Genomic DNA, 15,846 nt, shown 5'->3' on the forward strand with positions numbered 1-15,846 from the left:
AATCTTCCTTTCGAAAGGCTATCCCCCACTTTGAGGCAGGTTACCCACGTGTTACTCACCCGTCCGCCGCTAAGGATCCGCGATGTAAACATCTTAAATCCTCCGCTCGACTTGCATGTGTTAGGCACGCCGCCAGCGTTCGTCCTGAGCCAGGATCAAACTCTCAAATTAAAAGTTTGAACTAGCTGTTGATTACACTAGCTTTTGTTTCCGTCTTGCGACAGAAACGATTGTTTTGATTTCTCAAAAGAATTACTTTGGTTTTTTACCTATATTCTGTTTAACTTTCAAAGAGCTTGGCCCTACCGGCTGGCCGGTGAGCTTATCTATCGTATCACTGTCTGCCCCTTCTGTCAATGGAGTAGGGACAAACGCTGACTTAAATATATTAACACAAGAAGAGTCCGGTGACAACTTCAAGAACGAATAAATTTCAAGTTTTTCGCCGTTTTTTCGCCGCTCCCGTTCAAAATCATCAGCCCTGGAACGGGGATAATCCTGCCGTTCAAGGATCCTCCCCCCTCTTCCTCTGCGATCTTCTGCAAAACAAAAGAACCGCTCGTCAAGAGCGGCTCCTGCAAACTGAACAAACTAGAATCCGAAGGAAATGCCGATGGCCTTGGCGGCTTCCACCAGTTCTCCGGTGGGATTGACATTCTTGGATTTTCTGCCAATGACATTTTCCAAAGAATCATAGGACATGTTATCGCCCCGGAGGGTCACCATGTTGCCAAACTTCCCTTCCGCTGCCAGCCTCACCGCAGCCACCCCATAACGGGTGGAGAGAATTCGGTCAGAGGCTGAAGGACTGCCGCCCCGCTGCAGATGCCCGAGAATGGTGGCACGGGTTTCATTGCCGCAAAGCTTTTCCAGGTCTTGCGCTACCTTGATGCCGATACCGCCTAAACGGATGGGGTCCGGGGAATCCTTGATGACATCGCGGACGACCACTTCTCCGTCAATGGGCTTCGCCCCTTCTCCCACCACGACGATGGAGAAGTCTTTCCCTTTTTTCTTCCGATCTTCAATCTTCTGCGCTACTTTATGGATATCGTAAGGGATTTCCGGAACCAGAATGACATCCGCACCCCCGGCGATTCCCGCGTGGAGGGCAATCCACCCTGCATAGCGGCCCATGACTTCCAGCACCATGATTCGATGATGGGACTGGGCTGTAGTATGCAGGCGGTCCAGGGCTTCGGTGGCCACATTCACTGCAGTGGAGAAACCGAAGGTGGTGTCCGTGGAAGCCAGGTCATTGTCGATGGTTTTCGGAATGGCGATGACATTGATGCCTTTTCGGGCAAAATCCCGGGCAGAGGTCAAGGTCCCGTCTCCGCCGACAATGAACATCACATCGATGCCCAGGTTGCGGATATTCTCGACGCCCACATCGGAGACATCCTTGTAGACCATTTCCCCATTCTCTTCCACCAGGTAATGGAACAGGTTGTCTTTATTGGAGCTGTATAGAATCGTTCCGCCTTTATGCAGAAGTCCGGAAGTACTCTTGTCATCCAGCGGGATCCAATCATTGTTATAGAGTCCCTTGTAGCCGTTTCTAAAGCCCACAACTTCCCAACCGTAAACATTAATTGCCGTTTTGGTCACCGCACGGATCACCGGGTTCAGTCCCGGACAATCGCCACCGCCGGTGAGGATTCCGATTTTCTTGATGTTTGTCTTGTTGTTCATTTTGCTCCTCCTGTGTTTACATGGCGTAAACTCCTGTGATTTAGGCTGCATGCTTGTCGAAACAATTTTACCCCAAAATGAAACCGTACACAATTGAAACTCAGAAATACAAGAGGTTTTCCGTATTTTTTAGAATCCGTTCACAATTTCAATGAACCGATTGCCCCGAATTTCAAAGTTGGCGAAGAGATCAAAACTGGCACAGGCGGGCGACAAAATCGCAATGTCTCCCTTTCGGCTCACCTGACGCAGCTGCTCCACCGCATCCTCAAAGGATTCCGCCATACGCACCGGAATGTGGATTCCCTTTTCGTCGGAGAGTTTCCGGAAGACCTCCTGGATCTTGAATCGGGTATCCCCCACGAGGATCACATTTTTTAGGTAGGGGTGCCCTTCTTCCGCCAGCGGGGTGTAGTCCAGATGCTTATCGTACCCCCCCAGGATAATATTCACTTTCTGCTCCAGGGAGCGGATACTGGCCAGAGTTCTGGTGGGGGTGGAGGCAATGGAATCATTATAGTAGGAAACCCCTTCAAACTCCCGGACAAACTGACAGCGATGGCGAACACCCGCAAATTCCAGGGCCAGTTCCCGCATCACCGGACGGAGCACAAAATCCTCCGTGGCCAGAAAAGCAGCCAGAAAGTTTTCCGCATTATGGATTCCTTTGACCTTCATCTCGCGAAGATCCACCACCCGCTCATCCCGAAGGTAGAGGCTTCCGTCACTATAGTAGGCATCTTCGTTTTCCTTTTTGGAGGAGAAGAACTCGACCTTGCCCTGGGCTTCATCGGCAAAGGCTCGGGTGATGTCATTGTCTTCGTTGAGGATCAGAAGATCTCCCGGATGCTGGAAACGGAAGATGTTTTTCTTCGCTTCGATGTATTCCGTCATATCCTTATGGACATCCAGATGATTTTCGGTGATGTTCGTTACGATGGCAATTTCCGGGGAGGTGGTCATGGTCATCAGCTGGAAGCTGGAAAGTTCCAGGACCACCATATCCACGGGGCGAATTTCCTCCACCAGGGTAAAGAGCGGGGTTCCAATGTTCCCTCCCACATACACCTTGTAGCCGGCTTTTTTTAGAATTTCTCCCACCACCGTGGTGGTGGTGGTTTTTCCGTCGCTTCCGGTGATCCCAATGGTTCTTCCCTTACAGTACTTCAGGAACTCCTCCATCTCCGACGTGATGATAGCGCCTTCTGCCTTGGCCTTCACCAGCGCCGCATGGTCAATCCGCATCCCGGGTGTTTTGAATATGATGTCCATCCCCGTAAGCTGATCCAGATAGTTTTCTCCCAAAAATAGCGTCACCTGATCCTGAAAGTCCAGAATCGCAGGGTCCAGATCCGCCAAAGCCCGTCGGTCAAACCCATACACCCGGGCTCCTCGCTGGCTCAAAAAACGGATAAGCGGGAGATTGCTGACCCCAAGGCCCACAACCCCAATCTTTCTCCCCTGGATAAACGCTATAAAATCATTGAAATCCCTGTCCATACTCCACCTTACTTCCTTTACTGCTGCACCGAAAAGGAATTCGGTGCCTGATCTGTATTCTCTTCCATTTTACCCTTGAATGGGTATTTTACCTACTACTATTTCACCGTCGGCGTTTCCCGATGAAAGGCCGGGAGCAAAGAAGATGGAGACGACATCGTCTCCATCTTCAGGGATTAAAAGGTCAGTTTTTTGCCGATATAGTCGACGAGATCAAAAACGGACAGCCGAACCTGCTCCATGGTATCCCGGTCACGAACTGTAACAGTCTGATCTTCCAGGGTATCAAAGTCAATGGTGATGCAGAAGGGGGTTCCGATTTCATCCTGTCTGCGGTAACGCTTTCCGATACTTCCTGCATCATCGTACTCCACGGTGAAGTGCTTGGAGAGCTGCTCATAGACCTCTGTGGCCTTGTCCGAAAGCTTCTTGGACAAGGGGAGAATGGCCGCCTTCACCGGCGCCAGGGCCGGATGGAACTTCAGCACCGTACGCTCATCCCCGCCTTCCAGAGCTTCCTCTTCATAGGCATCGGTGAGGAAGGTGAGGAACAGACGGTCGATGCCCACTGAGGGCTCAACACAGAAGGGCACGTACTTCTCATTGGTAAGGGGATCCAAGTAGTTCATGTCCGTCTTGGAATGCTCCGCATGCTGCTTCAGATCATAATCCGTACGGTCTGCAATGCCCCAGAGTTCGCCCCAGCCGAAGGGGAAGCGATACTCAATGTCGGACGTCGCTGCACTGTAGAAGGAAAGCTCTTCCTGGGCATGATCCCGCATGCGAAGATTCTCCGCGGTAAGTCCCAAGTCCATGAGGAAGGTCCAGCAGTAATCCTTCCAGAATCTAAACCACTCCAGGTCCGTTCCGGGCTTGCAGAAGAACTCCAGCTCCGCCTGTTCAAACTCCCGGGTACGGAAGATGAAGTTTCCCGGCGTAATCTCATTTCGGAAAGACTTTCCGATCTGGCCGATGCCAAAGGGGACCTTCTTGCGGGAGGTGCGCTGAATGCTCTTGAAATTGGTGAAAATTCCCTGGGCAGTTTCCGGACGCAGATAGATCTCCGTCTTGGAATCATCCGTGATTCCCAGGAAGGTTTTAAACATCAGGTTGAACTTACGAATATCCGTGAAGTTCTTTTTGCCGCACTTGGGGCAAACGATGCCGTGCTCTTCGATGTAGCCCAGAAGCTCCGCTTCGGACATGCCGTCGGCGGAGGCATACTCGACACCCTGCTCCGTCATGTGGTCTTCCACCAGTTTATCTGCCCGGTATCGGGCCTTGCACTCCTTGCAGTCCATGAGGGGATCCGAAAAACTGCCCACATGGCCAGAGGCCACCCAAACTTCAGGATTCATGAGGATGGCGGAATCCAGACCCACGTTGTAGGGGCTTTCCTGGACAAAGCGCTTCCACCAGGCCTTCTTGATGTTGTTCTTGAGTTCGACGCCCAAGGGGCCGTAATCCCAAGCGTTAGCCAGTCCTCCGTAAATCTCTGATCCCGGATAGACAAAGCCTCGGGTCTTGCACAATGCAACAATTTTATCCATGGTCTTTTCCATAATCATTCTCCTTTCCTTCGATAAAAATAAAAAAAGAGCTTATCCCATGAAGGGACGGATTCAATCCGCGGTTCCACCCTTCTTGGCATAAGCCCTGCTCTTTCAAAACGTCTGCTCCGAAGCGCCCTTCCCCAAATCCCCTGAATCCTTCCACCAAACGGATTCTCTCTACAAGCAGGATACTGGTTACTCTTCTTCATCAGCACAGATATTTTTTTGTAAAAAAAATGGCTCCGCGAAGAGGGCTCGAACCTCCAACCTATCGGTTAACAGCCGAGTGCTCCACCATTGAGCTATCGCGGAACGTCATTACAAAGACTATTATAGCAAGCTTTCTGTGAAATGCAAATACATTCCATAAAAATCGAAGAACTTTTTTTTCAAAAAAATCGTTTCCGAATCCTTGACAGGTGGCCAAATGTCTTTATAATGAATTGTAACAAGCGTTGAAGAGAAGAGTACCTGTTGTACAATGGCACAGAGAACCGGGGATGGTGGGATCCCGGTGCAGGAGCAGCAGCGAAAAACATCTCTGAGCAGCCAGAGGAAAGATCTCGAGTAGACCTGGCCGGAACTCCCCGTTAACGGAGTCGGATATCGATGTAGCAGTCTGTATCTTAAAAGTGAGCTCCATGGAGCTAAGCTGGGTGGTACCGCGGAAGAGCCTTCCTTTCGTCCCTGTTGTAGGGATGGAAGGTATTTTTATTTTACGGAGGTATACACCATGTACAAACCCACCATGACCCAGAAAGAAACCCAGAAAGCCATCAAGCTCATCAAAGTCTTTTTTGAGCACGAACTCTCCGAGCGCCTGAACCTCACCCGCGTCTCCGCCCCCCTCTTCGTGGAAAAGGAAAGCGGACTCAACGATGATCTCAACGGCGTAGAACGCCCCGTCTCCTTCGACATCCTGGACACGGGCCGGGAAGTGGAAATTGTCCAGTCTTTGGCCAAATGGAAGCGCAAGGCGCTGAAGGACTATGAGTTCACCCTGGGTGAAGGCCTCTATACCAACATGAACGCCATCCGCCGCGATGAAAAGCTGGACCGGATCCACAGCATCTATGTGGATCAGTGGGACTGGGAAAAGATCATCGGCGAGGGAGACCGCAATGTGGAAACCCTGAAGGAAACCGTCCGAATCATCTACTCCATCTTTAAGGATGCCGAGCTGCTCCTGGAAAGATCCTATCCATTCTTAAAGCCCATTCTTCCGGAAAGCCTGTCCTTCATCACCACCCAGGAGCTTCTGGACCGTTACCCCGGCATGACCCCCAAGGAACGGGAGCGGGCCTACGCCCTGGAAACCGGCGCCTACTTCCTGCTGAACATCGGGGATCTGCTCTCTGACGGACAGCGCCATGACGGCCGTGCGCCAGACTACGATGACTGGAGCCTCAACGGGGATCTCCTCTTCTTCAACCCGGTTCATGATGATGTGCTGGAACTGTCTTCCATGGGAATCCGCGTAGACCGCAAAACCCTCCTCACCCAGCTGGCCAAGGCCGGGAAAGAGGACCGCATGGACCTGCCCTTCCACCGGGCACTGCTGGACGGCAAACTCCCCCAGACCATGGGCGGTGGAATCGGACAGTCCCGTATTTGCCAGTTCCTCCTGCACAAGTACCACATCGGGGAAGTGCAGAGCAGCATCTGGCCGGATCCTGTCCGAAAGGAAGCCGAAGCCATGGGCATCGCCCTGCTCTAAAATCAGATTCTTTTGTCCTAAGGTAACAACTAATCTAATTACTAAAAATTCAAGGTTGAGAAGCAATGATAGTATCATCGTTTCCCAACCTTCTTTTATTGACCTTCACTTCGGGTTTCCATCAAACGCTCTCTAGAACTCCATTCTTTAAGATCCTGCAATGAATGAAGTAGAAGCAATGATAAATAGTCTCGCCTTTATTGCATAAAATGGCGGATAGCCAGTCAAAAGACCACCTACCCGCCAAGATCATCGCCTGATTATGCTATTTCTTCTTCGTTGCTATCATGTTTGACAGCACGTTTTTTTAGTACCATTAACGACACCAAAGCAGTGGCGAGAAGCACGAGGATATAGATAAACACAATTTTATATCCCGCAACACCTGGGTTGTTATCTAAAATTCGGCCAACGATCTTAAAGTTAAAAATATCAGAGGTGAAAGCAATACAGGAAATTAAGCCCATTGCAGCACCCAAGAATCGCTTAGGAGTTCCCACTTCACCAACTGGAGCAAAATAAAGTCCTCTAAGTACGAATGTCATCAGACCAATTAGCGCAATTACAACTGAAACAATGAGTACGAAAGACGCCGATATTGGCAAGAGTAAAACCGCTCCGATAAGAACTGCTAAAAACAGAATGCTATATTTCATCGCCGGGATGGATGACCCGGTTTTTGTTGTTAAAAATGTTCCCACGATTCCTGAAATCGGTCTGAATAAATGATTCTTGAATGTAGCCACAACCGCTGCTGTTGCTGCGGATACCCCAAAGACTTCCGTCATATATGGTGTGAAATAGCTTGACGTAGTGTACACAGTGTAAATCGAGAAGATACACACAGCAAGAAGCCAAGTAATCGGCATCTTTGCTACATCGACCATATCCTTAAGGATATTCGACGATTTTTCTTCAGACGTCACAACACCCTTATTATGTGGAACCAGCCAAATGGCGGCAACGCCGGTAAGAACGCAGATAATAGAATACAGGTACAGAACATAGACGAACTTGTCTGGGGTTGCTCCAATTTGTGCAATCATCGCCGTAGCAATAATCGCGGACAATGAAGTAATGATTCCTCTGCCACCTTCAGTCAGTGAAAACAACTTGCCCTGCTCACTTTTATCTCCGAGCAAGCTGGTTGCCTTCAGCAAAGCGGACCAGAAAGTAAAAATTGTTGTTATTCCCCAAAAAGCAAAGAGTACTCTTGCTCCCGTAAAACTAGGCCAGGTTGAAAGGTAAAATCCTCCTAATCCAGTTCCGATGAGTGAGAATCCTAACAACCACTTATGCGAAACACGGTCAGCAAGCCATCCACTGGGGATGTAGAAGATAAAGGCCAATGTTCCATAGAAACTCATGAGTTCTCCAAACTGCTCATGAGACAGCTTCAGACCTTCCCGCAAAGGATCGTAAAACGTGTAGCGCATATAGGGCAGTTCAAATATAATACCGGCAGCAGTGGCAAGAATCGCAATGGTGATCCATTTCCTTGTTGATGCTTTCATTTTTTGCCTCCAATTATTTTAGATTGGGTGGTGGAATATTTGATGGGATTTTCTTAACAACTCGTCGGTAACTGATGGAATCTGGGAATATACCTCGGTATTGATCTGATGATAAAGTGCATGGTTTTTCATGTTCGGAACAAAGGTGTCTCTTCTCTTGACCATATGCTGAATCGCCTCTTGTCTTGAGGGATAGATACCCAAGGCTAACGCTGTACAAATCGCTGCCCCCATACTTGCTGAGCCATTGACAACATTTCGATGTGCCGGCACCCCAAATACATCCGCAAAAATCTGCATAAACAGTTCCCCGTTTGAGCCGCCGCCACTGATTACAAGGCTGGACAGTTCTACTCCTCGTTCGTCACACATGGCCTGAGCATTGTTTTTCATCGTCATGGCAATTCCTTCCAGCACCGATCTGAACATATGCTCTCCTTTATGAGTTCCGTTAAACCCAATCATTATTCCTCTTTCATGGGGAACGTTGGGTCGAGCTAACCAATGAAGGATAGTGTAAAGGCCATTGCAACCTACAGGCACTGATTCTGCTAATTGATTTAAATATGCTTCTGGAGATATTTCTAACTCCTCAGCCTTGTTTACCACATCAGATCCAAGAAGTTCTTTGACCCAAGTCACGGTTGACATTCCACGACGAATCCCATTGCTTTCATAAAGGAACTCATCTTTTACAGCTCCAGGATTGCTCCAATAGTTTACTGTATTCGGATCATACTTATCGCCAACCATCATCGAAGTGATGTATGTCCCTAAGGATACCAGTACAGTCCCATCATCCATGAGACCTGCTCCTAATCCCTCCACAGCCTTATCATTGGAAGTAGCCACCACCGGGATTCCTACCGGAATTCCAGTTTCTTGACTAGCAAACTCTGTCACCTTGCCTAATACGGTGGAAGGATCCACTAACTCAAACAACATTTCTCGTGGTGTAGTGTAAGCGTTAAATTTTTCTTCATCAACAAACCAATCCAAGGTATCCGGATCGATTGGCCATGGACCGACATAATTCGATCGGGTATCTTTTTTCTCCCCCGTCAGTCGATAAGTTAAGTAACCTGTAGTTGTGGTCACATACTTCACTTCATCGTTCTCATGTTCGTAAGGTCGTGAAAGTCGAATATCCATCCAGTTTTGAACCGGTGCTGCCAACTCCCCATTTTCCTTCACCAACGCTCTGCAACAGCGAATGGATCCTAAACCCACACCTACGATATCGTTTACATCACCTTTAAACTTCTTCAGAACATTTTTACATGCTCCTTTTAAGCTCGCCCACAAATCATCATCTGGGTGTTCGGCTTTCCCCTTATCCGATAAAATCATCGGTCTCAACTTCACGGTGGAAGAACAATACTCATTTCCAACAGTATCAAAAATGACCACTTTTGTACTTTGGGTTCCCCCGTCAATAGCCAGAATGTATTTCGTGTTCATTCCTTGCTCCTTTATCTCATCAAGTAACCGCCATCAACAACCAGTACCGTTCCATTCACATAGTTAGATGCATTACTCGCTAGGAAAACAGTTGCTCCCATCAAGTCGGCTGTATATCCCCAACGATTAGCTGGAATATGCGCCAGAATTTCAGCATTTCTCTTTTCATTACTTCTGGTCTTCGCCGTCAGCGGAGTTGCATAATAACCAGGAGCAATGGCATTTACTTGAATGTTGAACTGGGCCAGTTCATCGCACATGGCTTTAGTCAGTCCGACAATACCGTGCTTGGTTGCTGCATATGCTGGTGACCACTGTCCGCCTAAGAATGAGTATAGCGATGCGATGTTAATGATCTTTCCACTCTTCTGAGGAATCATGAACTTACAGGCTTCATGAATCATCTCAAAGGCAGCGGTAAGATTTACGGCGATCATTTTGTCCCATTCCACTCGGGTGTATTTGGTAACATCTTCTACATTGATGCTTATTCCTGCGCAGTTTACAACAATGTCCACGCTACCCCATGTGCTGACGCAATCCTCTACGACCTTCTTACACTCACCAGGTTGAGTGATATCCGTCAGAACCAGCTTATACTCTGATCCAACAGACTCGATAAGCTCCTTCGTTTCTCCATTGTCATCCGCCAAACTAGTGACCATGACATTGGCTCCTGCTTTTGCCAAAGCTAGGCAAAACGCCTTTCCTAACCCACCATTTCCTCCAGTTACAATGGCATTTTTCCCCTCCAGTTTGAAAAAGTCTAAGCTAAAATCTTGAATTTCCATAAGTCTGTCCCTCCAATATTTAATGTTTATTTAGACGCTGAATTAATTTTTCTACAAACTGACTTGTATCCCCGACAACGACCAAATCAGAAAGTGAACAGATCGGAGCATTTTTGTTTAGATTTACAGCAATGATGTGTTTCACATTTTTCAAACCTTCTACATGCTGTATTGCACCATCGATGCCTAATGCTATGTATAGTTTGGGGGTTACGGTTTTCCCAGACTGCCCCACTTGGATCGCCCGAGGTGCCAGGCCTTGATCGATAATTTTTCGGCTAGCAGAAACATTCCCATGAAGTAGATCTGAGAGTTCGTGCAACTGTTTGAAGACATGTTTAGCCCCACCACCACCAGAAATTAAGACTTCACTATCCCGAATGTCGTAGGACACCCCTTTTTCTTCAGTTTCCAGGATTCTAATCTTTTTACTCGCCGAAAGCGGATGTTCAAAGATCAACACTTTAGTATTTTTCATGGGAAGATCCTCAAAATGAAATACATTTTGTCTCACCGTCATCATCATGGGACCAGTTCCGATATTGATGATGCCTGCCATGATTTTCCCGCTAAATGCCGGGCGAATCATTTCAATGGAATCTCCCTCAACCTTCAAATCGGTAACATCTGCCACTAATCCCGTATGAAGTCTTCTCGCAATACGAGGGGCAACCATCCGACCAAAGAATGTTGCCGGAACCAAAATGGCGTCGAATCCTACTTTGCGGTGTAGTCCTTCCACATAGTCTGTAACACACATGGTGTCATAGGATTCCATCCCTTTAGTTACATCTTCGATGAGGACATCGAAGTACCCCATGGATTTCTTCATCTGTTGTTCTGAACTGAGCCCAAACAGCTCGATGTCTTTCCCTTCAAAAATCTTGTTGGCTACCTCAATAAGATCAATCGAATTCCGGAAGTTTTCAGGATCAACGAAAATCAGAACTCTTTTCCTACTCATCGTGAACCCCTCCTAAGTAACCATGGGATCGCAAAAACTCATAGGTTTTATCAATTCCTGCATCATCGACTTGAACAATTTGCTGAGCGCGTTTTTTATATTCCTTCACAAACGTTCTTTTTACTTTGGTCAATGATCCCGCAATCCCAACTTCGGATTTCGTGATCCCGAGGTCTTCCCCTGTTAAGATTGTGATCTTATCCTCGATCGACCGCTGGGTATCCTCATATCGAAGGTAGGGCAGCTTATAAGCGGATTCTTTGCTTATACTTAGTACCCCAGGCAAGTCCATCGTGAACGTGATTTTTGCAGAGTCGTTTTCCGAGATAAAACATAAATTAGCCCGTGAAATATTGTCGGTCATCACCGAAACAACTTTCCCCATTTGTGGAAGACCAAGTAAATCTGCAACCTGCGAAGGCACATGGGAAGTATCTCCGTCTATAGAATGATTACCCGTCAGAATCAAATCAAATCTTTGCCTGCTTAGATACATCCCCAATATTTTACTCGTGATATAACTATCGCTGCCCACAAACAGATGATCACTAAGCAGAGTAACTCGATCCACACCGATTCGCGCCAGGTCATTGATCATCGGCAATACTGATTTCGGTCCCATGCAAAGTACTTCAACAAAGGTTGAGGGATCCTTTCTCTTTATCTCCAAAGCCAGACCTACAGCCTTTGCATCTTCAGGATTCAAAATCATTCTGATGTTGTGTCGTATGACAACATTCTTATCAAAATCAAACTGAAACTTATCCACATCTGGAACATACTTCACCATGCAAATTATCTTCATTTTAGCCCTCTTGCTTTACTTAATGTATTTCATACCTTCTTCCTGCGGGAAAATTGTTCCGAAGTTCATGATTCCATTAGGATCATAGGCTTCCTTCAATTTCTCTAACATGTAGTACGCTGTTCCATGCTCATCTCTTGTCCATTCACTTCTATACTTTCCAATTCCGTGATGATGGCACATGGAACCACCCAGCCTCAAGGTCTCTTCTACAATAATCGTTTGTAGCGGATGATGGTATATTCTCAATTCATCTTCTGGCGCGCAATGAATTTCATAGTTGTAGACGAAGTACATATTCGTACCATTGATGTAGCTATGAGACGAATGGCCTCCCAGCATGGTTAAGTCATGGGCTCTGGGGAACTCCTTGCGTACTCTTTCCATGACATTCTTATAGATTTTAGGGATGGTCTCCCAATCTGCCGAAATCTCTGTGGTAAACCCGGCATGATAATCATTTTCCAGCATGCCTTCAATTTCATCATCGATGTCTTTCTGTGACCAGTTCAGATGATTAAACCAATTTTCGATGAGACTGCTGTCAACTTGCTTGATGACGCCATCCTTAAATTTCTCAACAGCTTCCAGGATTCCCTGACTTGTAGCCTCAACCAGGTTTTCCTGACCCTCCGCCATAAAAATGAGTATGCATTTATTCTCATAAAAATGATAGAAGTGCTGTGCTGCATCTTCCTCAGAGTAAGTTCTTGCCACAGATGGACGGTATCCATTAACCATGACTTCTCTTAAGATTTTGATGCCCGTGTCGACATCCTTGATTAAATAACCAAAGAATCGATTGTTTTCAGGATGATGTTTGAATATTTTCACGGTGACTTCGGTAATGTAACACAAAGTTCCTTCATTTCCGATAATGATATGGCGGATATCTGGTCCACCTGCTCTTCTGGAGACATTCTTGATTCTGGAAATATGTCCATCTGGAAATACGCATTCCAGTCCGACAACCATATCTTCAATCCCTCCGTACAAAGTCGAGAACTGACCGATACTTCTTGTAGCGACAAGACCACCAAACTTTGCCACCGGCTTAGATTGAGGCGAGTGTCCTGTTGTATATCCGATTTTTCTGAGTTCATCTTCTAGAGACTGAAGCGCAACACCTGCTTCCACTGTTGCCTGCATGTTATAAGGATCAATTTTGATAATACGATTCAGGTTAAGTGCATCGAGTACAATGGTTTCTTCTTTCCAGTTCTCTAATCCACCTTCGGTAGCAGTTTTTCCACCTCTAGGAATTACATTAATTCTCTTCTCATTGCAGTAGCTCAAAATCTTGCTGACTTCATCAGTATTCTTGGGATATACAATAGCGATTGGCATGGGGACATTTAATACTTTTCTGGCTTTGGCGTATTTTTTATAGCGATCTGCAGCCGCATCATACAAATCATCTTCATTGATATTAATCTGATCCGGCGATAACATACCCTTTAACACTTCAAGAACTTCTTCTCTCAAAATATGGCCTCCTTAAGCGAACATGCTTCTACATATTACTTGTGATCACGAGATGATTATCCCATAGTCAAAAATAAAAATCAATGAAATAATGGAAAAATTTATCTGGTAAACGCTTTTATTTTATTTATATGGAAAATATAAAAGTTTATTTTCCATTGTCTGAATTTTTCTGAGTTATCTTTACAAGGATAAATTCGAATGTTAAGATGAGTTAACAGTACGCCTTGGAGGGAAATCATGCTAAACGTTGACTTAAATAAACTAAACAATCTCGAAAAGGAACTTTATGACTTGACCCGAGAATATGCGAAGGCCAATGACAAAATCAGAATTCTGGATGTTGCAGAGTATTGCAATGTTTCAACCTCTAAAATTTCGAAGTTTGTCAAGAAATTAGGATTTGCGAACTTCAAACAGTATTGTGATTTTCTAAATGACCATGCAGTTCCATCTACATCATCGAACGAATTAAAGAGATTACAATCCTTCTTAAAGGACTTTGATGACAAGCTTGTTTCCGAACTGGTGAGCAGCATAGAAAAACACCCAAAAGTAATTCTTTTTGGTTATGGCCCCTCTCTACTTTGTGCTCAATACTTTGAATATCGGCTGAGAACCTGCACGAATAAAGTTATCATGGCAACCTCGGATTTACTCTCCATATCCTCCATAGTTGATGAGCAAACTTTAATCATAATCTTAACTGTTACTGGTACTTTTAAATCTTTTAAAAACATCTACGACATGGCAAAAGAGAAAGGTTCCGAAGTTATTATTATGGTCGAGGAGTATAAAAAAGAGTTGCTTGACCAGTGTGATCGGATATTCTGGTTATCAAAGGAAGCCCAATCGGACACCTTAGAACCTTATGAAAAAACAAGAACGATTTTCTTCATCTTCTTCGAGGAAGTAGTTATGAGGTTACAAGACCTTAAACGAAGTTAATGACCTAAATTGATCGTTACCTTGTTCATCACTTGGACTTTACCTAGAGTTAAAATAGGAATCTCAAAATCATTTTGGAAAGGCTCTTCCAATAAGTTTTGAGATTTTTTTCTTTAACTTCATTTCTTAATAACTCATGTCAAGAAAGCAATTGATAAGCCAAATGGTCTTCAATGCAAAGATATGTAACCTGATCAAGCTATATTCGTTCACAAACTTATTGCGCACTACAAGGTGGTATGTTAAAGACGTCTTTTAAAGCCCAAAACCTGCTAAGCTTGCCTGTCCGTAAATAGACGGATATAATGACCATAACAACATTGGAGGACGGAAAGAAGCCCTCCCTGACTCATTTCGACACGAGCATCAGGAAGGGCCTCTTACTAAATTGATTAGCATGGTTATTGTATCAAAGTTTGAACTGGAATGGAATAGCTGTAAAGGCGTTTTTTGTCCGGAGTATGGAGAAGAGCTGCTGCCCCTTGTGCCAGGAAGCATGTAAGGTGATCGGCAGCCGAAAACGGCAGGGGATCCGGGAAGATGGAGAACCCCTCACCCTCGTGGTGAGGCGACTTCGCTGTCAGAACCCCCAATGCCGGAAGATTCACCATGAGCTGCCGGATTTTCTTATGCCCTTCAAGCGCCACATGACCGAGACCCTCGAGAAAGTCCTCCAAGAGACCACGGAGGATGTGCCGATGGAAGACACCACCATCCGGCGAATCCGGAAGTGGTTTGCCCAGAGAGCTGACGCTCTGGTGGGCGGGTTACTCAGTGCGTATGTTGCAGCGACCGAAGACTTTGGGGTAGACTTATCCACCCTCCCCCAAGCCATACTCCCCCGGATATGTTTCTTTGTGGGTTCGTCAGCCGGATGGCTGAAAAAGGTTGTCCAAATTCTCGTCCAGACGAATCGATGGCCACAGACCCAGTTGGTCTCGGTGTCCACGATCCCTTTCCGGTAAACTCAGGGAAGAACCTGAAAAAACGGAGGGATACCATGAAAAACAAAGAAAAAGCTCAAGCCATTGCCACCCAGCGGGCGCTGCTCCTAGCCCCGCTTCTTTCTGACGATCTGGATAAAGGAGAACTCAAACTGCGCAAGGAAAGGATCTGTCGCGAGACAGGACTGTCCGAGCGGACGATCCGCCGCTACCTCAACGAGTACCGGACCAAGGGGTTTGACGGCCTGATTCCCAAACCCCGCGTGCATGGCCCTTCAGGCGTTCTTCCCCCAGAGATTGTGGAAGAGGCGATCCGGCTTCGCCGAGAAGTGCCCAGCCGAAGCGTGGCGGAGATTATCCGGATCCTGGAGTGGGAGAAGATCATCCTCCCGGGGACGGTGAAGCGGAGCACACTGCAGGAGAAACTGCAGGAAAGAGGCTTCAGCGGAAAGCATATGGCGCTCTACGC

General features: G+C 46.5%; 13 protein-coding genes, 1 tRNA gene, 1 rRNA gene and 1 other annotated feature. Of the genes, 4 read left to right on the forward strand and 11 right to left on the reverse strand.

Going from position 1 to position 15,846, the window contains the following annotated elements:
* From KCG48_RS13845 to KCG48_RS13865, 5 genes are all read right to left on the reverse strand, one after another.
* A 16S ribosomal RNA gene (locus KCG48_RS13845) occupies window positions 1–171 on the reverse strand; the annotation flags it as partial.
* Between the two features lie 420 nt (window positions 172–591).
* The gene (locus KCG48_RS13850; protein ID WP_211802776.1) at window positions 592–1,695 is read right to left on the reverse strand and encodes a 6-phosphofructokinase; all 1,104 of its coding nucleotides are present in this window, start codon (window positions 1,693–1,695) and stop codon (window positions 592–594) included.
* Between the two features lie 129 nt (window positions 1,696–1,824).
* Window positions 1,825–3,195, reverse strand: a complete 1,371-nt coding sequence (gene murD / locus KCG48_RS13855; RefSeq protein WP_211802777.1) for a UDP-N-acetylmuramoyl-L-alanine--D-glutamate ligase — start codon at window positions 3,193–3,195, stop codon at window positions 1,825–1,827.
* Window positions 3,196–3,371: 176 nt separating this feature from the next.
* Window positions 3,372–4,763, reverse strand: coding sequence for a glycine--tRNA ligase (locus tag KCG48_RS13860; RefSeq protein WP_211802778.1), 1,392 nt, complete (start codon window positions 4,761–4,763; stop codon window positions 3,372–3,374).
* A gap of 222 nt (window positions 4,764–4,985) precedes the next feature.
* Window positions 4,986–5,060: transfer RNA gene (locus KCG48_RS13865), tRNA-Asn, on the reverse strand.
* Window positions 5,061–5,194: 134 nt separating this feature from the next.
* Window positions 5,195–5,440, forward strand: a binding site (T-box leader).
* Window positions 5,441–5,481: 41 nt separating this feature from the next.
* Here KCG48_RS13865 and asnA point away from each other — a divergent pair.
* On the forward strand, window positions 5,482–6,465 hold the full coding sequence (gene asnA / locus KCG48_RS13870) for an aspartate--ammonia ligase (protein WP_211802779.1): 984 nt from the start codon (window positions 5,482–5,484) through the stop codon (window positions 6,463–6,465).
* Between the two features lie 260 nt (window positions 6,466–6,725).
* Here asnA and KCG48_RS13875 read toward each other — a convergent pair whose 3' ends face one another.
* Genes KCG48_RS13875 through KCG48_RS13900 form a run of 6 tightly spaced genes read right to left on the reverse strand, consistent with a single transcriptional unit; the run spans window position 6,726 to window position 13,485 of the window.
* Window positions 6,726–7,979: an MFS transporter gene (locus tag KCG48_RS13875; RefSeq protein ID WP_211802780.1), complete on the reverse strand. Its 1,254-nt coding sequence runs from the start codon at window positions 7,977–7,979 to the stop codon at window positions 6,726–6,728.
* A gap of 18 nt (window positions 7,980–7,997) precedes the next feature.
* Window positions 7,998–9,440 (reverse strand): FGGY-family carbohydrate kinase, encoded by a 1,443-nt coding sequence (locus KCG48_RS13880; protein ID WP_211802781.1) that lies wholly within the window; start codon window positions 9,438–9,440, stop codon window positions 7,998–8,000.
* Between the two features lie 11 nt (window positions 9,441–9,451).
* Window positions 9,452–10,231, reverse strand: a complete 780-nt coding sequence (locus tag KCG48_RS13885; RefSeq protein WP_211802782.1) for an SDR family oxidoreductase — start codon at window positions 10,229–10,231, stop codon at window positions 9,452–9,454.
* A gap of 19 nt (window positions 10,232–10,250) precedes the next feature.
* Window positions 10,251–11,195: an electron transfer flavoprotein subunit alpha/FixB family protein gene (locus KCG48_RS13890; protein WP_211802783.1), complete on the reverse strand. Its 945-nt coding sequence runs from the start codon at window positions 11,193–11,195 to the stop codon at window positions 10,251–10,253.
* Window positions 11,188–12,000: an electron transfer flavoprotein subunit beta/FixA family protein gene (locus KCG48_RS13895; RefSeq protein WP_211802784.1), complete on the reverse strand. Its 813-nt coding sequence runs from the start codon at window positions 11,998–12,000 to the stop codon at window positions 11,188–11,190. Before KCG48_RS13895 ends, KCG48_RS13890 begins: the two co-directional genes overlap by 8 nt.
* A gap of 15 nt (window positions 12,001–12,015) precedes the next feature.
* Window positions 12,016–13,485, reverse strand: a complete 1,470-nt coding sequence (locus KCG48_RS13900) for an FAD-binding oxidoreductase (protein ID WP_230977150.1) — start codon at window positions 13,483–13,485, stop codon at window positions 12,016–12,018.
* 240 nt (window positions 13,486–13,725) lie between these two features.
* Here KCG48_RS13900 and KCG48_RS13905 point away from each other — a divergent pair, with 240 nt between their 5' ends.
* From KCG48_RS13905 to KCG48_RS13915, 3 genes are all read left to right on the forward strand, one after another.
* A complete protein-coding gene (locus KCG48_RS13905) occupies window positions 13,726–14,433 on the forward strand; it encodes a MurR/RpiR family transcriptional regulator (protein ID WP_211802785.1) in 708 nt (235 codons plus the stop codon).
* A 461-nt stretch (window positions 14,434–14,894) separates the two neighbouring features.
* Window positions 14,895–15,398, forward strand: a complete 504-nt coding sequence (locus KCG48_RS13910) for a DUF6431 domain-containing protein (RefSeq protein WP_230977151.1) — start codon at window positions 14,895–14,897, stop codon at window positions 15,396–15,398.
* A 35-nt stretch (window positions 15,399–15,433) separates the two neighbouring features.
* On the forward strand, window positions 15,434–15,846 hold a 413-nt coding region (locus KCG48_RS13915), incomplete at its 3' end, for a helix-turn-helix domain-containing protein (protein WP_211802787.1).

This window comes from Proteiniclasticum sediminis, from assembly GCF_018128025.1.
GTDB lineage: Bacteria > Bacillota > Clostridia > Clostridiales > Clostridiaceae > Proteiniclasticum > Proteiniclasticum sediminis.